Below are 20,517 nucleotides of genomic sequence, written 5' to 3' on the forward strand. Positions count from 1 at the left end.
ATCTGGGTTCTCCAGCCGTCAGGACCTGCGCTGCAGGCTCAAATAATTCCCATCGCTGCGGCGTAACACGCTATCTGCGTCTTGTTTGGCGCGTTGAATTTCTTCTGCATATTCTTCTGGTGGAAGTTCACCGTATTCTCAGAAATTGACAGAATAATCGCGATTTCTGCCGACGTTTTCCCCTCACCCGTCCACTGCAAAATCTCCCGTTCACGCCTGCTGAACTTCATATCCAGTATTTCAACCGACGGATCGTCAAGCCTCGTTAGCGTCGCCATGCTCAGTTCTGCAATGTAGCCAAGCCGCAGCCCCAGTTCGTCTTCAGGCAAAACATCCGGGCGTACGTTTGAGCGCGAAACGGAGAGAAAACCAGCCGTGCGGTTAGGCGACATCACGCAGTGAGTCCTGCCTGTCGCCAGGCCGTGGTCGCGCGCGGCGTCCCAAAGCTCACGAGACTCGGCAAACAAGGCGTCGCTCCAGATTATTTCCCCGCGCATGAAATTAGACTGTTTCAATACCGGATCAATAGCAAAATAGTTTTCAGTCACATACCACTCTAACCATTTTTGTGGATAAGAACTCTGCAAGGATAATTTAGGCCGCGTAAATGGCACCGGGTGCCGAACGCACAGCGAAAAATAATCAAACTCCAGGCGCTGAGTTTGTTGTTGAACTAAAGTTTGTAATTCGCTGGCCTGGGTAATTGACAGGAAAAGTTCGAGTGCTTCCCGTCGCCAGCTAAAAAAGTCACGTTCCAGCATTATATCTGGCGTTTCTCCCGGCGCTAAAAAGTATTTCATTAATAGAATGTAATAAGCTAACACATTTATTAAAGTAATTAATGTGATTTATTGTCATTCAGGCACAATTATTCGGTTTTTACATATGTCAGGAAAAATTTACTGGAGCTCTGTATGGTTAAATCCTCGTTTTCCTCCCTCCTGGCCGCAATGAGTCAGGAACAGGGGCTGGGCATCCCTTCCAGCCCGGTCGTTGTGAGCGGCGAAGGTGCACTCATATCCTGTTTTCCTGTTACCGAACTCGCCGCCGCCAGTATCACTACCGCAGGAATCGCGCTCAAAGCGCTGCTCTCTCGCCCGAATGCCCCTCTTTCTATAGACCAGAGACTTGCCTCGTACTGGTTTTCCGCCAGCCACTTTCCCGTTAACCGCGCTCCGGCAGCATTATGGGATGAATTTGCCGGGGATTACGCCACGGCGGACGGCTGGGTGCGGCTACACACCAACGCGGCGCACCACAGGCAGGCAATGGAACGCGTGCTGGGCGTCAGTAAAAATAAAGCCACACTCGCGCAGCAGGTCGCTCACTGGGGAAAAACCGAGCTTGAAGAGGCGATAGTGGCTGCAGGCGGATGCGCCGCCGCGATGCTGACCCACGACGAATGGCTCAAACACCCGCACGGGAAAACCGTTTCAGCAGAGCCGTTATTCTGGCAGGAGTACCACGCTGAGGCCTCCCGCCCCGAACTGACTTTGCCACCTGCTCGCCCGCTGGCCGGCATTCGGGTCCTGGACCTCACCCGCATTATTGCCGGGCCGGTCGGCACACGTTTTTTAGCCGGCCTGGGCGCGAAGGTACTGCGCCTCGACCCGCCGGAATGGGAAGAGCCCACGCTTGTCGAGGAAGTCACGCCAGGGAAAAGATGCGCGAGGCTCGACCTCAAATCCTCCGGCGGACGGGAGCAGTTCAAAGCCCTGCTTGGCGAAGCGGATGTCCTGGTGCACGGCTACCGAGCGGACGCGCTGGAATCGCTGGGCTTTGACGCCGAAACCCTGCAGGCAATCTCGCCGGGGCTGGTAGACGTTTCGCTCAACGCCTGGGGGTGGCGCGGCCCCTGGCGGAACCGAAGAGGCTTCGACAGCCTGGTGCAAATGTCCAGCGGCATTGCCGGGGCAGGACAGCGTTGGAAAAAAACAGAGCGCCCTCACCCATTGCCCGTTCAGGCCCTGGATCACGCCACGGGCTATCTCATTGCTGCGGCGGTGCTTAAAGGCTTAAAGGTACGGCATGAACAGCATCGGGGATATAGCGCCCGCCTGTCCCTCGCCCGCACGGCCGCGTTATTGATGTCGCAGCAGGCAGGTGACCATCCCGCGCTTGCGGCAATCAATACGCATGATTTCCAGCCGCTGATCGAGTGGTCCGAGTTTGGGATGGGCAACCGGTTGAAGTTCCCCCTTATGCTGGCGGGCACGCCGGTTATCTGGGCCACACCACCGGCGGCGCTCGGCTCGGCGAAAGCCGCCTGGTGGTGATATAGCGAAAACAAACCGGTTTATTGGGTCAAAAACTTATCCAGGAACTGGCGAGTACGAGGCTGCTGCGGGTTGGCAAAAAGCGTTTTGGCCGGCCCCTGTTCCACGATTTTGCCCTGGTCCATGAAAATGGCGCGGTCGGCCACGTCGCGGGCAAAGCTCATTTCGTGGGTCACAATGACCATCGTACGCTTCTCTTCCGCCAGCTGGCGGATGGTGTTCAGCACTTCCCCCACCAGCTCAGGATCCAGCGCCGACGTGGGTTCATCAAACAGAATAACCTCCGGGCGCATTGCCAGCGCCCGGGCAATCGCCACACGCTGCTGCTGCCCGCCGGACAGGCGACGTGGGTAGCTGGATTCTTTCCCGCTGAGCCCCACCTTCACCAGCAGCTCTCGCGCCCGGGCAATGGCTTCTTCTTTCGGCTCACCCTTAACGATGACCGGGCCTTCAATAATGTTTTCCAGCACCGTGCGGTGCGGAAACAGATTGAAGTTCTGGAACACGAAGCCTACCTGCTGACGCAGTTGGCGAATCTTCTCTTTCTGCTTCGCCAGCGGCTGCCCGGCATCGATCGTGATGTCGCCCACCTGAATGAGGCCGCTTTCCGGCTCTTCAAGCAGGTTGATGCTGCGCAACAGCGTTGTTTTTCCCGAGCCGCTGGGGCCAATTATCGCCACCACTTCACCCGGCTTGACGTCGAGATCGATGCCGTGCAGCACCGTCTGACCGTGGAATTTTTTCACCAGTTTTTTTACGTCGATGGCGCTCATTTCGGCTCCCTGTCCTGGCGATTAAGCTGATTTTCGAAATAGTTCTGCAGCGCGGAGAGCACCGTCGCCATCACCCAGTACACCAGGGAGGCGGCGAGATACATGGTAAAGACTTCCAGCGTGCGCGAGGTAATCAGCTGCGCCTGGCGGAACAGCTCGGGCACCTGAATCGTCGCCGCCAGGGAGGTATCTTTCACCAGGCTGATAAAGCTGTTGCCCAGCGGAGGTAATGCCACGCGGGCGGACTGTGGCAGAATCGCGCGCCGCAGCGTTTGCCAGCGCGTCATGCCGATACTGGCCGCCGCTTCCCACTGCCCTTTATCAATGGACGAAATGGCCGCACGCAGCGTTTCGGAGGCATACGCCGCGGTATTGAGCGACAGGCCGATCATCGCTGAGGGGATCGGGTCCAGCTCGATGCCAAACTGCGGCAGCCCGTAATAAATCATAAAGAGCTGGGCGATAAGCGGCGTGCCGCGAAATATTGAGACATAGAAACGCGACAGTAGCGAAAACGGTAAAAACGCCGACAGGCGCATCAGCGCCAGCATAAAACCGAGGATCAGGCCGAAGAACATTCCGCCGATACTCAGCTGCAGCGTAAAGACCGCCCCTTTAAGCAGATACGGTGCTGAGTCCAGCACCAGTTGCAAACTTTCTTGCATGGTAATTCCCGATTATCAAATCCTGGCCTGCGCCCATTGCTTACAGGTGCGGATGGTAGGCAAATAGCGCGGGTGCTCCGCCGGTGTGAATAAAGGCGATTGGCCCCTGATCTTTGAATCTCTTTTGTGCCACGCCGTCGATAAGCCCGGCCATCGCTTTGCCGGTATAAACCGGGTCCAGCAAAATACCCTCGAGCCTGGCCAGCAGTTTTACCGCTTCCATGCCTTCTTCATTCGGCGTGCCGTAGCCCGGCGCGAAGTAGTCATCCCACAGGATGATATCGCTTGCGGCGCTCACTTCCAGAGAGTGCGCCACGGCCTGCTGCAACGCGACGACCTTTGGCTTTTGCTGCGCCACGGTTCTGGAAACGGTAACGCCAATCAGCTCAACGTCGGGCATAAGCTGCTCAAGGCCAACCGCCAGGCCTGCGTGCGTGCCCGCGCTGCCGGATGCGACCACCACGGATGACAGATTCACCGCACCTTCACACTGCTGGGCGATTTCCAGCGCGCTTTCGACATAGCCTAATGCGCCAAGCGCGTTAGAGCCGCCCACCGGAATAACATAAGGCCGGAACCCCTGAGCTTCCAGGCGCGTAGCCACCGCTTCAAGCTGCTTGTCCGGGGCGTTCAGCGCCTCGCACATTTCGACTTCAACATTAAACAGATCGAGCAGCAGGCGGTTACCGTTGGTCAGGTAGTTTTCCGCGCGGGTCCCGATTGGGTTCTCGAGCAGCGCCACGCAGTGCAGCCCGAGCTTCGCCGCCACCGCCGCCGTCTGGCGAACGTGGTTGGACTGGATAGCCCCGGCGGTAACCAGCGTATCGGCGCCTTCGCGCAGCGCGTCGGCCGCCAGAAACTCCAGCTTGCGCAGCTTGTTGCCGCCCATCGCCATCGGCGTCACGTCATCACGTTTAATATAGATTTCACGGCCAAGATAGTCAGAAAAGCGTGGCAAATACTCCAGCGGCGTCGGCGCGCCAATAAATTCAAGACGTGGAAAACGCGTTAAGTGATGCAGTGACATAGGGCCTCCTGAGCCGAGATCGATATCCAGTTTCATTATGCACCAGAGTGGCGGCTTCCCTCTCTACGATAAATAAAAAAAGGTGCTGAAATCAGCACCTTTTTCACCGTGATAGAGCGTTATTTGGTTACGTCCGCGCCAAACCACTTGTCGGAAAGCTTCGCCAGAGAACCGTCTTTCTGCATCCCGGCGATAGCCGCGTCGATGGCCTGCAGCAGATCCTCGTTGCCTTTACGCACGGCAACGCCAGCTTCCTGACGGGAGAACGCATCGCCCGCTACCGCCAGCGTGTCTTTCGTTTTCTTCACCAGATCCAGCGCGGCCAGACGATCGACCAGGATCGCATCAATACGGCCCACGCGCAGATCCTGATATTTGGTTGGGTCATCGTCATAGGTACGAATATCTACGCCCGGCACGTTTTCGCGCAGCCACTGCTCGTAGTTAGTCCCGAGACCCACGCCCACTTTTTTGCCCTTCAGATCGGCCGCGGTTTTAATGCTGCCTTCGTTACCTTTTTTCACCAGCGCCTGAATACCGGAGATGGTGTAAGGGGTAGAGAAGTCGTATTTTTTCTTACGTTCGTCGGAGATGGTGACCTGGTTTATCACCACGTCGATACGTTTAGAGTCTAAAGAAGCCAGCATGCCGTCCCACTTGGTCGGCTTCAGCGCCGCTTTGACGCCAAGATGCTGGGCCAGCTGCTCGGCAAATTCAACTTCAAAGCCGGTCAGCTTGCCGTCATCTCCCTGGAAGCTGAACGGAGGATAGGTTCCTTCCAGCCCAACCAGCAGCGTGCCGCGCTCTTTCACTTTATTAAGAAGATTTTCAGCCGCGAAGGTTTTGACGCTCGCACCGGCCACCAGCGCTACGGCCAGCACGCCCATCAGCGCCTGGCGTCCCATCATTGTTAGTTTCATGTTTACCCCGAATATTTACATTTTTTGTAGTGTAGCGGGCAGGTCCGGAATATATCAAAACCAGTCCGCTACAACTTATGCAAATTTAGTATATATCGGAGGTTGCGCTAATTTCCTGACGCGGGATCGCATGTCCCTGCACCTGGAATTGCCAATATTTTCTTAGTGCAATGCGGTAATTGTTGGTGCTGGTGCGGGGCAGCCAGGCGTCCAGCGTCTCATCCAGCAGGCCCTGCAGCGAGCCGGGAAGCGGAACTTTATGCTCGCTCAGATGGTTACCAAGCCGGCGCAGACGAACCACATATTCGCGAATCGTCCCGTGGCTCATTTCGGTCTGCTCAAACAGATACTGTTTGAAGCCAATAATATCGAAGTAGTTGTTTTGTTCTTTGCAGTGCAAATCACCGCAAAAACGACACAGCGCCATCCACTCTTTCTGCTCGATAAGCCAGGTGGCTTCATCAATAAGCGTATCAAGCTGAGCGATGGTGGCCTTATTGATAATGACCCCGCTGCGCGTGAGCGTGATGCGGTCGAGCAGCTTACTGCAATGGGCACAATGTGTCTGGGTGTGTTTGAAATCTTTGAGATAGCGGCTTAATGGCCGTCTTTTTGACTGCTGCACCGTCATGATAATTCCCAGGTCGTCAGATAATTGTGCGGCACTCCCTACAACTTACCCAGCTTGGTGCGCAAACGCTTGATCGCCTGGCTATGCAACTGGCTGACTCGCGACTCACCCACATCAAGCACCGCCCCAATCTCTTTGAGATTCAGCTCTTCCTGGTAATAAAGCGTCAGCACCAGTTGCTCGCGTTCAGGTAAAGCTTCAATGGCTTCCATCACGCGCTGGCGCAGATTACTGTCCAGTAACTGCTGTAGCGGGTTTGCCTGCTGGTGTTCCTCGGTGACCAGTTCAATACTATCGCCGTGCTCTTCACGCCACTCATCATAAGAGAAGAGCTGGCTGTTATTGGTGTCGAGCAACATCTGGCGATACTCTTCGAGCGGGATGTCCAGCCGCTCCGCGACTTCCGTCTCGGTAGCGTTACGCCCCAGCTCTTGCTCCAGTTGACCAATCGCCTGTGCCACACCGCGAGCGTTACGCCTGACGCTTCGCGGCACCCAATCACGGCTGCGCAACTCATCAAGCATCGCCCCACGGATGCGCTGCACCGCGTAGGTAGTAAATGCCGTTCCCTGCAGGGCATCGTAACGTTCGACTGCATTCAACAACCCGATGCCGCCTGCCTGTAGCAGATCGTCGAGCTCCACACTCGCCGGCAGACGTACCTGCAGGCGCAATGCTTCGTGACGCACAAGCGGTACATAACGCTGCCACAGCGAGTGTTTATCCATTACACCTTCAGCGGTATACAGTGAATTCACGATAAACAGCCCTGCGTTAGTTGAGTTATCGGCATGATTATCCGTTTCTGCAGGGGTTTTAATCGGATGAATAGTGGGTGAAATGGGGGGTTATTTGGAGGTTACAGCAGAATAAGCCCCCAGGATTTTAACCATTAACGATGGCAAATCATGTTCAGGCTTACTTAAAAGTATCAATTGGTTGTTAAATATTAACGCCAGATACTATAGCGGGACTTCTTTAATAAAGCCGAAGAATCTATCGCGTAAAAAGGGTGTAAAAAGCCCTGTTATTCAGTGCCTGAGTCCGGCTATTTTTATCTTAAAGTGGTAAATATCCATATTGTTACAATACCGCGACGACAGGTCACCCTCTCGGGTGAACCGCATCGATGACAAGGCAGGTCACGACCATGAATATTTTAATTACGGCCATCGGCTCAATGTCGGCTAAAGCCGTAATTGCAGCGCTCCGGCGAGCGAATCATGGCGTATTTGGGTGCGATATTTATCCTGCTGAATGGCTTTACGCTTCACGCCTGGTGGATGATTTTAGCCAGGTTCCCCGAGCGGATAATCCTACCGCCTATCTTGCAAGCATCAATGCACTGTGCGATCGCCACAAAATAGACCTGATTATTCCGCTCACCGATGTTGAAGTGGACACGCTCTCCTTACATCGCGATAAATTAATCCCCTCATCAACGCTGGCGTTGATGTCAGCGAAATCCGTGTCGCTTGCCCGGGATAAGTTTAGCTGGAGCCAAAAGTTATCTCTGTCTGCTGATATTCAGCCTCTTCCAACCTTCCTGCTGGCTGACGTCCCGCTACAGGGCTTGCATTTTCCGGTAATGCTGAAACGTCGTGACGGCCGCAGTAGCGAAGGCCAGCGCCGTATTGAGACTGAAAGCGAATTTCTGGAACTGCAGCATCGCCTTCCAGGCAAAGAGTGGATTGTTCAGCCTTTTCTGCCGGGCGAGGTACATGTCATCGATCTGGTGCGTAGTCAGGCCAGCGGCGAGTGCGCTGCGGTTGCCCGTAAAGAGCTGCTGCGCACCGCCAACGGGGCAGGATTGACCGTAGAAATGGTCGCCGATGAGGCATTAGTAGCCAAAGCCACCGAGGTCGCCCGCCTGCTCGACCTGAACGGCTGCATCAATATTGAGTTTATGCGCCATGCGACGGGGGATTATCTGATGGATATTAATCCTCGTTTCTCCGCCGGCGTGGAGTTTTCCGTCATGGCTGGCTACGACATGATTATTAACCATCTTCATTGCTTCACCGGGCGGCCTGTTCAGCCCTCCACCGTGGTGCAAAATGCCATTTTTACTCGCCACTATGTCGCCGAGCATTCAAGTTAAGGATAGAGAAATGAGCCAAACTACCGAGCCTGCAAAACTGATCACTGCCGAGGACTGGGACAATAAATGGCAGGGTATTTTTGACCATTATCAAAATGATATCCGCCACGCCTACTATATCGACGCGGTCAGAAAGAGCGGTGAAAAACGGGTTCTGGAGATTGCCGCCGGAAGCTTTCGCGACATCGTCCAGTTGACCAAACGAGGCGTGGAAGGCCACGGCATAGACTTTTCACCTGAATCAGTAAGCCTGGCGAAAAAGCTCTATCCATCGCTGCAGGACCGTTTTTCCGTGATGAATGCCTTCAATCTGCAATATCCGGATAAGCATTTTGACCTGACCTACCACAACGGGTTCTGGGTGCTGTTCTCAGACGAAGACATCCAGAAAATGGCGATTGAGCAGGCTCGCATCACCAAAGGCCGCATGATCGTTACCGTGCATAACGCCCATAATCAGCCGTTCGTTAATTACTTTAACTCGAAAAAAGAAAGCGACTCGCTGTTTAATATTCGCTTCTTTACCGTCGACCAGATGCAGGAGATCCTCGGCAAGGTCGCCAGGAAAGTGACGATTATTCCGGTGGGTAAAGGCAAGAAAACGCATGAAGACTGGCTTATCCGTCACGGTCTGCACAACCCTCTGCTAATTAACAGCATGTTTAAACTCTGCGGACATCGCTATTTAGCGCGCAGTGAACGCCTGATGTGTATCGCTGAACTTTGATCGTAAAAAAGGGCTTTTGACAAAGCCCTTTAACCTTCCCTACACCATTAAGCCGCAGCAGACCCCTTTACCTTCAGAGGCAGACCAATTCTGCGCACTGCGGCAATAACTCTCTGCTGTTCCTCCTCGCTCATGTCCGGGAAAATCGGCAGGCAAAGTACCTTTTGCGCAATCTCGTTGGCCACGGGTAAATGCTCCGGCGCGGAAGAAGGCAGATGGCGGTACATGGCGAAGGAGCTGATGAGCGGATAGAAATAGCGCCGAGAATAGATCCCCTCTTCTTTCAGCGCGTCATAAAGCGCGTCACGGGCAATAGGGAAGCGCGCATCGACCAGGATCGGGTAATAAGCATGATTCCACTCGAAATCGCCCTCTGGGGTGTAAAGTTCGATGCCTGGAATGTCTGCCAGACCTTCACAATAGCGCTGATAGATAGCCGCCCGAGCCGCTAACGCCGCATCAATATGCTGCAGCTGCAGCAGACCAAAGGCCGCCTGAACTTCATTCATTTTGGCGTTGATTCCCGGCGCTATCACCGTGGTTTCATCAGCAAAACCAAAGTTTTTCAGATAGTCGATGCGTTTTTTGGTTCTGGCATCCGGGCAAATTATCGCCCCGCCCTCAATGGTATTGAACACCTTGGTGGCGTGGAAACTCAGGATCGAAAGATCGCCGCAGTTCAGAATGCTGCTGCCGTTCTGCTTGACGCCAAACGCGTGGGCGGCATCATAAATGACCTTCAGCCCGTAGGTATCGGCGATACGCTGAATTTTATCCACTTCGCAAGGAATGCCATAACAATGCACCGGCATAATGGCGCTGGTTTGTGGCGTGATCAGTGCTTCAATGCTGTCGGCGTTGATATTAAAAGTCTGCGGATTTATATCGGCAAATACCGGCGTCAGGCCGTTCCACAAAAGGCTGTGCGAGGTGGCGACAAAGGAGTAAGGCGTGGTAATGACTTCCCCGCTCAATCGCAGCGTCTGAAACGCCGTGAGCAGCGCCAGCGTGCCGTTTGAGAACAGCGAAAGGTGTTTTACACCCAGATAATCGGCTAGCGCCTGCTCAAGCTGCTGATGAAAAGGCCCGTTGTTAGTCAGGTATTTATTTCCCCAGATTTGCTCCAGGTAAGGAATAAACTCCTCAAGCGGCGGGAGCAGAGGGCTGGTGACAAAAATATTTTTCATAGTACACCTCGGTGTGAAACCAGTTGGCGCGCACCCGCGCCTTATTCCAATACGGTGAACGTCCGGCGTGCTTCACCGGCACAGTAAATTCGCCATGCTTCCCGCAACGCTCGCCCAAAGGTGTCCGCGACGTTAAAGCCATCCGCGGTTTCCGTCGGCATTCTGTCACGCATCGTCAGACGTATTTCACTGAGTTCGGCGACCCGGTCTTGCCAGCTCAATGCCTTCCGGATGTAATCCTCTTCGCCGTAGGCAATAAACTCCTCCAGCCCATGAATACGCATAATATCGACGCCCTGACGGGCAGCCATCGTTGCGCCACAGAGCGTCAGCGTCGGCACGCCCATCCAGCAGGCATGGTTGCTTGTGGTGCCGCCAGAATAAGGAAACGCATCAAGCAAAATGTCTATTTCATGGTGGTAGGCCAGATAATCGAGCAACGGCGCTCTTTTCTTGAAAATCAGGCGCGACGGGTCAATACCCAGCCGTTCGAGCTTCCTCGTCATCCCGGCCACCATTTTTTCATCGTTCATAAAACCGATAATAAATTTGGCGTCAGGACACTGCGTCAGAATAGTGGCCCAGACCCTAAGCACTTCATCGTTGATTTTTTTAGGACGATTGAAGCTGCCGAAGGTCAGATAGCCATTTTTAAGCGCCGGGAGTGGCGCAATATCAGGACTTTGCGGATCGGGCTCAAAGAACTTACGCATCTCAATAAACATGATGCTTTCGGTCAGCTGCTGTTCAAGATCGGCTGGCTCAGCCAGGGTCGCGGTCACAATGCGGTAATCCATCGTGCTTAAACCGGTCGTCCCAGGGTAACCAATCCAGGAGATTTGCACCGGGGCCGGGCGCAGCGCAAACGCCGGTAGCCGGTTGTCTGAGGTATGCCCGGAAAGATCGAACAAGATATCAATCCCGTCCTGATAAATTTGCTCGGCAAGCTGCTGGTTACTTAACCTGTCCACCTGTCGCCACAGCACCGAGCCAGCTGCAAGATGGTCGGTGACCTCGTCATGGACATAAGAGACGCTGTAGCCCACAAGCTCAAAATGTTCTCTGTCCAGCCCATCCCAGAACGGCTCTAAGAAGTGGCTCACAGGATGTTTACGTAAGTCCCCGGAAACAAAGCCCACGCGCAGTTTTTTATCAGGATCTTTTTTGCCACGGTATGGCAGCTGTAGATTACAGTCTTTAGCCCATTTCCCCACCGCCTCACCGTACTGCTGGTGTTTCTGGAAGAGCTGCTCTGCCGTCACCTTATGATCGTGGGTCATGGCAAAAAGCAGCGCGGTAAAGTAATCAAAATGGCTCGGATCAAGCTCTATGGCTTTGTTAAGGAACCAGGCCGCCTCATCGAGTTTTTGACTGTCGCTGAGAATCACACCCATGGTGGCATAGTGAATTGCCTTTACCCCCTCGCTGCGCAGCGAGGCGCGAGAACATTTTTCCGCCAGCGACATTTCGCCCAGTTGGTAATAAGAGTAGGCCAGGCTATGCCAAAAATTAACGTTGTTATCTTCCAGCCTCAGCAGGCCCTGCAAGAGGGTAATGGCGTAATAATGCTTGTTTGTTTTCTGTAAGCCTGTCGCCAGGTCGTAATAAATATCCAGACTTGAGAAATAGTGCCCCATCAGGCGGCAAAGAACCTCAATGGCCTCTTCCCAGCGATTGGATAACACGAGGGTTCGCGAATAGCAGCGAAGCGCGGCAATATCTTCCGGGTTCTCTTTCAGCAGTTGCTCAGCCAGCGTTTTTGCATTCTGAATCTTTTTCTCACCAATTAAATGGTTAATCCGGTCATAAATATCTTCCCCACCCTCTGATTCACGCTGGGGTAAGTCATTCACGTCTTTGCTGAGCAAGCCTCCCCGCTGTTCCGAAACGCTAAGCAGCAGCAAAGTGTTCAACAGCGGCAGCAAAAATTGTCTATTTCCCGTACGTAAAAAAAGCTGGTACTGCTTTTTCCATGCCATCGAGGTGCCCGTCAGCGCGCCTTTATTACGCAGTGACATAAAACACTGCCACGCTTGCGCATCCACGCCGGTCAAACCCTGTTGCAAGTAGCGCCATTCTTCGGGCGTCAGAGAGAACTCCTCTCCCCGGAGGTTCTGAAATATCTGCGGGGCATTCCCTTCAGACTCACCGTTTTTAAGCGGGGAAATAGCCTCCAACGTGTCATTCTCAGCCCGATCGTACGCCTGCGGAGTGCAGCTCCAGTACAGGCCGGAAGGCTGAATAACAAACAAGTCTTCCAGCACTTTCAGCACCGCTGCCCGAACGTCAGCGTTATCTTCCGGCTGACGACAGTTAATGACCAGTTGTTCAAAGCTCAGGCTGAATGGCCAGGCGGCCCCCAGCACATCCAGCACACGTAAAGTCACCGGGTTTTCGCTGCTCGACAGCTGCCCATTGCCGCCAACATGGCCGTTCAATATATTGCCGTGCTCGTTCATTTTGCGGCTAAAGTTCCCGGCCCAATAAAGCGCGTCGAGGCGAGAGCTGTCCGGTAATGCCGGGAAATGTTGCTCTGCGCTGGTCGCGCTAAGCAGGCTGAAGCGTTCGCGGCGCGATACCGCAAAGTCCAGATATTGCTGGGCGGCAATGCGTTGCTGCCCGGCAACCAGGGCGTGTAACGCCGCCACTTTTTCACCATAGGAATGCGGCAACTCATACTGAGGCACCGCATCGCCGACATAGCTCAATCCCAGCTCGCTGGCCTGATGGCAAAATTCGCTAAACGACAGGGATGCCGTGCCAGGAGAGAGATAGCGCAGGGTCAGGGAGAGGTCGCTCTCTTTCTCAGCTTCTTCAATCCGGGCTTTAAGCATGCCTTCCGGCAGGATCATCGCCAGATAGCTCAGCATGCCGCGCGCAGCATTAACCTGTGCTTCAGGATCGCTATTGCCATCACGCGCAGCATGGTAGCTAAGAGCATCGCGGATAGCCGCCGTCTCGTGGTCACCGGTGGAAGGATACCAGTGCAGGCAGATAACGCCGGATGCAGACAGGTTTTGCCGACACCACAGCAAAAGCGCTTCTCGCTCCTGACTGCCGAGTAAAGAGAAAACGCCGCGCACCAGGATGTAGTCAAATTCCCCGCCCTCGATGCCAAGGATATCGCCCAGCCCGGAGGTGAACAGCTCAATATTACTCAGCCCCAATGCCTGGGTATGGCGCTGTCCGGCGGCAATAAGGCTTTCATCAATATCAATCCCTATCACCTGACTTTCCGGGTACGCCAGCGCGTGGGCCGCAATGCTCATTCCCTCACCGCACCCTATTTCAAGGATGCGGGCACACTCGGGCCCCACCGTGGACAGATGGTAGAGAGAGGCTGCAGCCTGAATAGCCGCGGGCGAAATACGATGATCCGGGTAATACTGACTCACGTTACGCTTATCCATTATTTTGAGAAATTAAACTCTGACTCAACCGATTAACGCGCGGTACTTTTCCAACAGCGACGCTTTGTATCGACGATACTCTTCGCTCTCGGCATCGGAGCGACTCAGCACCCAGCTAAATGCATTCTCGCCGTGTTCCGCATCCACCAGCGTGTCCACCTGAACGCGGCCTATTGCCATTTTGTCCAGCGCGCTAAGCTCATTTTCTACGACGGCCAGCGCCACCTGATCGAGGAACCATTCGGCGTTGTTGTTTTGCAAATTGAGATCGATAAACCGGGCAACGGCTGCCAGGTATTTCGTCGACAGCTCGCCCCCTTCACAATAGAGACATGCCGCCAGAATTGATTCCCAGAACGGCGCCCTGTCATCCCAGGTCAGCAGCAAATCTTTGGCGTCTAACTGCCCCTTCACCTCTGCCCACGACTTTCTGACGAGGCTATCGGCGTCGAGCAACAGCACAGGAGAAGTCAGTTTTTCCAGCGCATGTGACAAAAAGACCAGCCGACGGCTGGCGAAGTGTGCTCTGTCGGCCGCGCCTGGATTAAACGTCTCGCTGCTTAAGGAAATAGCCAGCTCGGGCATCGCCTCGTGGAGCGAAGCAATTTGCTGCGCCAGGCCAGCATCGCAGTTATAAATATGGAAATGAACGTTGAGCTCGTTGCGATTGGTGTCGAAGAGGGAGAGCAGCAGCGGCAGGCCATGGGCGGTAAAATAGGCTTTATCACACCCAACCAGCACGGTCGTTTTATGATTGTTTGCCGGCTCAATTAACCAGCTATAGCGGCCAGCGTCAGGCTGCCAGTCGTGCACGGCTAACGGGCTAAAATCGATAAAGGAATCCGGGCGGCCGCCCAGTTTGTAGATAGTCGTGACGACCATCAGCAGCGCCATAGGATCTTCGCCTATCAGCGCCATATTCTCGGTAAGCTGCTGAATAATGACATAAGCCTGATTAAAATCTTCTTCCATCAGACAGATAAGCAATAAGATTTTTAACGCGACCGGTGATTCACTGAGCTCGGAAAGATTATTAGAAATAAGGAAAACGGTAGAATTGATTTCATTAATACGAAATAGAATTTGAACGGCTGCAACCAGATAGTTTTTATTCCCGTCGAGCTTCAGTGCCTCAACGATAAATTGCGTTATTTTTTCAACATTCGCCGCTTCAACCGCCGTAGACTTTTCTCCAGGCCGTTTGTAGAGCGCCGCATTGGCCAGAATAATCGCCCCCGTCATCAGCTTGAGCGCTCTGTCTTTTTCTGGGTTAAGTCCGGTCTGTGCCTGGTTTAATTTATCTTCGAGAGCGGCAAAATCAGAATTGGCAAAATTCAGGACTTCCGTCACCAGCCACGCGGGTAAAGCATCGGCTTCAGGCAGGTAAATCGCACGGGTAAACAGATCGCGGTAATATTGATGCAGGGCCCGAGTGCGGGAGAAACTGTTCATAACTGTCCTTTAGATTGCACTATTTTGCCAGACGGGTGATTGTCTGATGCTAGCACTCGAGCAGTAGGCATAATGCGCTGAACAAAACCGAAATTAACGCCTTATCCTTCATATTAAAAAAGCCCTGCTGCCCGCTATTTTCGACAAAAACAAAAAAAAGGCTGCTGTTTCCAGCAACCTTTCTTGTAGCGGCCTGCGAAATTAACGCAGCAGGGACAGCATTGCCTGTGGAACCTGGTTTGCCTGAGACAGTACGGAAGTACCAGCCTGCTGCAGGATCTGCGCACGGCTCATGTTGGATACTTCGGTCGCGTAGTCAGCGTCCTGGATACGGGACTGAGCAGCAGACAGGTTGGTGATGGAGTTGTTCAGGTTGTTGATAGTGGATTCGAAACGGTTCTGAATCGCACCCATGTTAGAACGTGCGGTATCGATTTTCGCGATAGCAGCATCAGCAGCAGAAACAACAGCCTGTGCAGTTGAGTGGTCGGTGATCGCGGTGCTCAGGCCAGCGCTCAGGCTAGCGGAAGAGGCGTTGATCAGAGAGTCGCTGCCGATAACGATGGTATCGTTAGAGGTGGTGTTAGCGCCAACCTGGATATTCAGACCAGTAGAGACAGAACCGTCCAGCAGGTTTTTGCCGTTGAAAGAAGCACCGCCAGAGATACGGTCGATTTCAGACAGACGCTGGGTGATTTCAGTCTGGATGGATTTCAGGTCAGTGGTGCCGTTGGTATCGGTAGCAGCCTGCAGGGACAGTTCACGGATACGCTGTAAGTTGGTGTTGATCTCGTTCAGGTTACCTTCAGCGGTCTGAACCAGAGAGATACCGTCGTTAGCGTTACGAGCCGCCTGAGTCATACCCTTAACCTGGGAAGTCATACGGTTGGCAATCGCCTGACCAGCAGCATCGTCTTTCGCGCTGTTGATACGCATACCGGAAGACAGACGCTCGATAGCGGTACCCAGTGAAGACTGAGATTTGCTCAGGTTGTTCTGAGTAGTCAGGGACAGCAGGTTAGTATTGATTACGGACATAGTATTAATTCCTTAAAAATTGGGTTTAGGTTCGGTGCCTAACACTCACGGCGTCTCTCACCGTCAACAAGGTTATCGACGCCCTCTGTTCCAACTTTAGATTTAATGATAAAAAAAATTCAATCCATTGAATTAAAAAGAAATTAATTTCACCCTTGGTTCCTGACCTCACCTTCCCTACACTTTTATAATGCGTTTATTGCCCGTTCGAAAATATATCTTTGCGCCACTAAGGCCCATCAGCCACGCTATTAATGAAGGCGTCTTTTCCGACAATCGTCATATAAGGCCGATCCACGGCCTGCTATTCGGCTGATTATTTTTTTTACCTGGCTGTAAACTTTTCACCGAGTCAGCCGATAAGTTAATGAAACTACCAGCGACTTAAAGGAAGACATCAATGGCATCGATCTCTAGCCTTGGAGCAGGCACGACCCTGAACCTCCAGGACACTTACGATAAGCTTTATACGGCAGAGCAGACAAAATTAACCATTTTTGATACGCAGACCAAAACTTATCAAGCTCAGTTTAGTGCCTTTGGTCAATTAAAAACGGCGATATCGGGTCTGGAAACGGCGACGGCAGCGCTGACCAAAAGCGGTGCCCTGCTGGCAACGTCCGTGAGCAGCACGAACACTGCATTCAGTGCCACGACGACCAGCGATGCCATTCTTTCTGACTATACGGTTAACGTACAGCAGTTGGCGAAAGGCCAGGTATTAATGTCCGGCAGTATCGCCAGCAACACTGCACAGCAAGGGGCGACGACGGGCGGAACGCGTACGCTTACCATCACGCAGCCAGGGACGACGACCCCGTTAAACGTGACGCTTTCCGACAGTGACACCTCGTTAAACGGCATTGCAAAAGCAATCAATGGGGCCAACGGTAATGTTTCAGCCTCTGTCGTTAAAGCCACCGATGGTGATTACCGCTTGATGCTGACGTCCAAGAGCACCGGCGCTAATTCAGATATGACCGTGACCGTCACCGGTGACGACCAGCTACAGGGCGTGATTGGCTACAACTCTGCCACCAAATCTGGCGCGTTGAGCGAGCAAACGCCGTCGCAAAATGCCAAAGTCTCGGTAAACGGCGTGGTGATTGAGCGTCAGAGCAATACCATTAGCGATGCTATGCCAGGCGTAACCCTGAACCTGAAAGCAAAAAGCACCGCCGACGAAACGCTGAGCGTGACGCGCACAACCGATGCCAGCAAAAAAGTCATTAACGATTGGGTAAAAGCCTATAACACCCTGCAGTCAACGATTGCGACCGTCACCAAGTATGTGAAAGTGACGCCGGGTGCGGCACAGGATAGCAGCAACGGCGCGCTGGTCGGCGACAGCACCGTTCGCGGTATTCAGGCTGATATTCGCAGCATGCTGACGCAGGTTCAGGGCGGCGATTTCAGCATTATGGCGCAGCTAGGGATTAGCCAGGATCCGGTGCTGGCACCTGATGGCTCCAGCGCGCTGAAAGTGGATGACGCCAAGCTGACTAAAGCGCTGAGTGATAACCCACAGGGCGTGATCAACTACTTCGTGGGTGACGGCAAAACCACCGGTTTTGCAACCCAGCTGGACACCAAACTGAACAACATGCTGAGCACCAGTTCCATCAACGCCGGGGTTATTAAAAACGCGCAGGATGGCCTGACCTCAACATTGAAAACTGTAGCAGATCGTAAACAGGATATGAGCGACAGTATCGACGCCACCATGGCTCGCTATAAGGCTCAGTTTACTTCCCTGGCAAACCTCGTCAGCCAGATGACCAATACGGGGAACTACCTGGCGCAGCAGTTCAACAAAAGTTAAGGATGTAATATGTACAAGAGTTCTGGTGTACAAGCCTATCAACAGGTCGGTCTGGAAAGCGCCGTTATGAGTGCCAGTCCACACCAGCTCGTGGTCATGCTGTTCGACGGGGCACTCAGTGCCCTTGTACGAGCCCGCCTGTTTCTGGAACAGGGGCAAATGCCACAAAAGGGAGAGGCGCTCTCCAAAGCCATTAACATCATTGATAACGGACTAAAAGCAGGTCTGAATATGGATATCGGAGGGGAACTTCCCGGTAACCTTGCGAATCTTTATGACTATATGGTGCGGCGTCTCCTGCACGCTAACTTGCGTAATGATGCCGACGCAATCAGCGAAGTAGAGCAATTGCTCGCCAATATTGCAGATGCATGGAAACAAATCGGCCCCTCTTCCTCTACATTTCAGGATGCTATCTGATGAATGATTTCATCTCATCCCTAAATGAGTGGTATGCCCTTCATGCCCTCAGTCAAACCATGCTTGACCTTGCTCATTCTGGAAAGTGGGATGAGTTGATTGAACAAGAAGTAAAGTACGTACAGCTGGTGGAGGCGATTGCTAATAATCCCATCGCTCAGGCCAGCAACAGAAGCCAGGAAGAAGCAAAGGCGTTACTCGATATGATTCTCACTAATGAAAATCAGATCAAAACGCTGCTTCATAGCAGGCTTAATGAGTTACGAGATCTTATTGACCAAAGCGGTCGTCAAAAGTCGCTGAACAATACCTACGGATTTCTTTCCGGCAACGTCCTGATGCCGAGCGATTTGAATCAGTAAACCTGCTGAATCACGTTTCTTATTCCATACTCCAGAGGTCAGCTAAATGACTTCTGGAGCACGGACGAGATGACTAACCCCACCCTGTTACAGTTTTTCCACTGGTATTCCCCCGGCGACGGAACGCTTTGGTCAGAAGTCGCAGACCGTGCGGCCAGCCTCAGCGACATCGGCATCAACATGGTCTGGCTCCCTCCCGCCTATAAAGGCAGCGCTGGCGGCTATTCGGTGGGCTACGACTGCTACGATCTTTTCGACCTCGGCGAATTCGACCAAAAAGGCAGCGTGCCTACCAAGTATGGGGATAAAACCCAGCTGCTGTCGGCGATAAACGCCCTTCGGGACAACAATATCTCTGTGCTGCTGGACGTCGTCGTCAACCACAAAATGGGCGCCGATGAAAAAGAGCGGATCCGCGTCAACAGGGTCAACGAAGACAACCGCAACGACATCTCGCCGGAGGTCATAGAATGTGAGGCCTGGACGCGCTACACCTTCCCCGCCCGCGTAGGGCAATACTCGCAGTTTATCTGGGACTACAAATGCTTTAACGGCGTAGACCACATTGAAAACCCCGACGAAGACGGCATTTTTAAAATCATCAACGACTACACCGGCGAAGGCTGGAACGACCAGGTTGACGACGAGCTGGGCAATTTCGACTACCTGATGGGCGAAAATATCGACTTTCGCAACCACGCGGTGACCGAAGAGCTAAAGTACTGGGCACGCTGGGTCATGGAGCAAACACACTGCAACGGCTTCCGGCTGGATGCGGTCAAACACATCCCCGCCTGGTTTTACAAAGAGTGGATTGAGCACGTCCAGCAGGTGGCGGAACAGCCGCTGTTTATCGTGGCCGAATACTGGTCACATGAAGTGGACAAACTGCAGGAATACATATCTCAGGTCGAGGGCAAAACGATGCTGTTTGATGCCCCGCTGCAGATGAAATTCCATGAGGCATCGAGGCTTGGCCGCGACTATGACATGAGCCAGATTTTCACCGGTACGCTGGTTGAAGCCGATCCGTTCCACGCCGTCACGCTGGTGGCTAACCACGACACGCAGCCGCTACAGGCGCTTGAGGCCCCCGTAGAGGCCTGGTTTAAGCCGCTGGCCTATGCGCTGATCCTGCTGCGTGAAAACGGCGTGCCGTCGGTGTTCTACCCTGACCTGTTCGGCGCGAGCTACGACGATGAAGGCGGAGACGGCCAGAACTACCACATCGACATGCCGGTCATTGAGCAACTGGATGACCTGATTCATGCCAGGGAGCGCTTTGCCCACGGCGTGCAGACTTTGTGGTTCGATCACCCTAACTGCATTGGCTTTAGCCGCAGCGGCACGGCAGAAGCGCCGGGCTGCGTGGTTATCATGTCCAACGGTGATGACGGCGAGAAAACCGTCACATTAGGCGAAAACTTCGGCGAAAAAAACTGGCGTGATTACCTGGGTAACCGCGAAGAAACGGTGCATACCGATAAAAGCGGGAGCGCAACCTTTGCCTGTAACGGTGGAAGCGTCAGCGTTTGGGTGCTGGAGGATGTGTTGTGATTTAGCTTCACCTGGCGCATTGCCTATTAATCATTAATAGCCACAATTATGTGGCGCTGGATAAAGATTCCGTTCACTTCCTGTCCAGTGTTTTCTGTAGCTCCCGTACCGGTGAACGTCTTAGGGGAGTCACCGTCACTCCCCTAAGA

General features: G+C 53.4%; 18 protein-coding genes. 7 read left to right on the top strand and 11 right to left on the bottom strand.

Annotation, left to right across the window (positions count from 1 at the left end; genetic code table 11):
• Positions 1–38 precede the first annotated feature (38 nt).
• Positions 39–761, bottom strand: a complete 723-nt coding sequence (sdiA, locus tag ACE38U_RS01565) for a quorum-sensing transcriptional regulator SdiA (protein WP_038481680.1) — start codon at positions 759–761, stop codon at positions 39–41.
• A gap of 153 nt (positions 762–914) precedes the next feature.
• Here sdiA and ACE38U_RS01570 point away from each other — a divergent pair, with 153 nt between their 5' ends.
• The gene (locus ACE38U_RS01570) at positions 915–2,276 is read left to right on the top strand and encodes a CoA transferase (RefSeq protein ID WP_375529027.1); all 1,362 of its coding nucleotides are present in this window, start codon (positions 915–917) and stop codon (positions 2,274–2,276) included.
• A 20-nt stretch (positions 2,277–2,296) separates the two neighbouring features.
• On the opposite strand, the gene tcyN is transcribed toward ACE38U_RS01570, so the two are convergent.
• The 6 genes from tcyN to fliA all read right to left on the bottom strand — a co-directional run bounded on the left by tcyN (position 2,297) and on the right by fliA (position 7,050).
• The gene (tcyN, locus tag ACE38U_RS01575; protein WP_375529028.1) at positions 2,297–3,049 is read right to left on the bottom strand and encodes an L-cystine ABC transporter ATP-binding protein TcyN; all 753 of its coding nucleotides are present in this window, start codon (positions 3,047–3,049) and stop codon (positions 2,297–2,299) included.
• The gene (gene tcyL, locus ACE38U_RS01580; protein ID WP_038481671.1) at positions 3,046–3,714 is read right to left on the bottom strand and encodes a cystine ABC transporter permease; all 669 of its coding nucleotides are present in this window, start codon (positions 3,712–3,714) and stop codon (positions 3,046–3,048) included. The genes tcyN and tcyL overlap by 4 nt, the downstream gene beginning before the upstream one ends.
• Before the next feature lie 40 nt (positions 3,715–3,754).
• Positions 3,755–4,741, bottom strand: coding sequence for a D-cysteine desulfhydrase (gene dcyD, locus ACE38U_RS01585; RefSeq protein ID WP_038481668.1), 987 nt, complete (start codon positions 4,739–4,741; stop codon positions 3,755–3,757).
• 119 nt (positions 4,742–4,860) lie between these two features.
• Entirely contained in the window at positions 4,861–5,661 is an 801-nt protein-coding gene (tcyJ, locus tag ACE38U_RS01590) for a cystine ABC transporter substrate-binding protein (protein WP_038481665.1), read from the bottom strand.
• An 85-nt stretch (positions 5,662–5,746) separates the two neighbouring features.
• Entirely contained in the window at positions 5,747–6,292 is a 546-nt protein-coding gene (gene fliZ / locus ACE38U_RS01595; RefSeq protein WP_038481662.1) for a flagella biosynthesis regulatory protein FliZ, read from the bottom strand.
• Positions 6,293–6,330: 38 nt separating this feature from the next.
• A complete protein-coding gene (fliA, locus tag ACE38U_RS01600) occupies positions 6,331–7,050 on the bottom strand; it encodes an RNA polymerase sigma factor FliA (RefSeq protein ID WP_008453816.1) in 720 nt (239 codons plus the stop codon).
• Between the two features lie 392 nt (positions 7,051–7,442).
• Between fliA and ACE38U_RS01605 the strand changes: the two genes are divergently transcribed.
• Positions 7,443–8,393, top strand: a complete 951-nt coding sequence (locus tag ACE38U_RS01605) for an ATP-grasp domain-containing protein (RefSeq protein ID WP_375529029.1) — start codon at positions 7,443–7,445, stop codon at positions 8,391–8,393.
• Between the two features lie 10 nt (positions 8,394–8,403).
• A complete protein-coding gene (locus ACE38U_RS01610; protein ID WP_038481659.1) occupies positions 8,404–9,120 on the top strand; it encodes a class I SAM-dependent methyltransferase in 717 nt (238 codons plus the stop codon).
• A 47-nt stretch (positions 9,121–9,167) separates the two neighbouring features.
• Here ACE38U_RS01610 and ACE38U_RS01615 read toward each other — a convergent pair whose 3' ends face one another.
• From ACE38U_RS01615 to ACE38U_RS01630, 4 genes are all read right to left on the bottom strand, one after another.
• Positions 9,168–10,307 carry a DegT/DnrJ/EryC1/StrS family aminotransferase gene (locus tag ACE38U_RS01615; protein ID WP_038481656.1) on the bottom strand — a complete coding sequence of 380 codons (1,140 nt, stop codon included), beginning with the start codon at positions 10,305–10,307 and terminating at the stop codon, positions 9,168–9,170.
• Between the two features lie 41 nt (positions 10,308–10,348).
• Complete coding sequence (locus tag ACE38U_RS01620; RefSeq protein WP_375529030.1) at positions 10,349–13,717, bottom strand: O-linked N-acetylglucosamine transferase family protein; 3,369 nt, start codon at positions 13,715–13,717, stop codon at positions 10,349–10,351.
• Positions 13,718–13,741: 24 nt separating this feature from the next.
• Entirely contained in the window at positions 13,742–15,169 is a 1,428-nt protein-coding gene (locus ACE38U_RS01625; protein WP_375529031.1) for a hypothetical protein, read from the bottom strand.
• Between the two features lie 201 nt (positions 15,170–15,370).
• Positions 15,371–16,207, bottom strand: coding sequence for a flagellin N-terminal helical domain-containing protein (locus ACE38U_RS01630; RefSeq protein WP_176983189.1), 837 nt, complete (start codon positions 16,205–16,207; stop codon positions 15,371–15,373).
• A gap of 400 nt (positions 16,208–16,607) precedes the next feature.
• On the opposite strand from ACE38U_RS01630, the gene fliD reads away from it, so the two are divergent.
• The 4 genes from fliD to amyA all read left to right on the top strand — a co-directional run bounded on the left by fliD (position 16,608) and on the right by amyA (position 20,368).
• Positions 16,608–18,029, top strand: coding sequence for a flagellar filament capping protein FliD (gene fliD / locus ACE38U_RS01635; RefSeq protein ID WP_375529032.1), 1,422 nt, complete (start codon positions 16,608–16,610; stop codon positions 18,027–18,029).
• A 9-nt stretch (positions 18,030–18,038) separates the two neighbouring features.
• Positions 18,039–18,449, top strand: coding sequence for a flagellar export chaperone FliS (gene fliS, locus ACE38U_RS01640; RefSeq protein ID WP_038481644.1), 411 nt, complete (start codon positions 18,039–18,041; stop codon positions 18,447–18,449).
• Positions 18,449–18,811, top strand: coding sequence for a flagella biosynthesis regulatory protein FliT (gene fliT, locus ACE38U_RS01645; protein WP_038481641.1), 363 nt, complete (start codon positions 18,449–18,451; stop codon positions 18,809–18,811). The genes fliS and fliT overlap by 1 nt, the downstream gene beginning before the upstream one ends.
• 69 nt (positions 18,812–18,880) lie before the next feature.
• The gene (amyA, locus tag ACE38U_RS01650) at positions 18,881–20,368 is read left to right on the top strand and encodes an alpha-amylase (RefSeq protein ID WP_375529033.1); all 1,488 of its coding nucleotides are present in this window, start codon (positions 18,881–18,883) and stop codon (positions 20,366–20,368) included.
• The last annotated feature ends 149 nt before the right edge of the window (positions 20,369–20,517 follow it).

Origin of the sequence: Cedecea selenatireducens (assembly GCF_042138895.1) — a bacterium.
Lineage (GTDB): Bacteria > Pseudomonadota > Gammaproteobacteria > Enterobacterales > Enterobacteriaceae > Cedecea > Cedecea selenatireducens.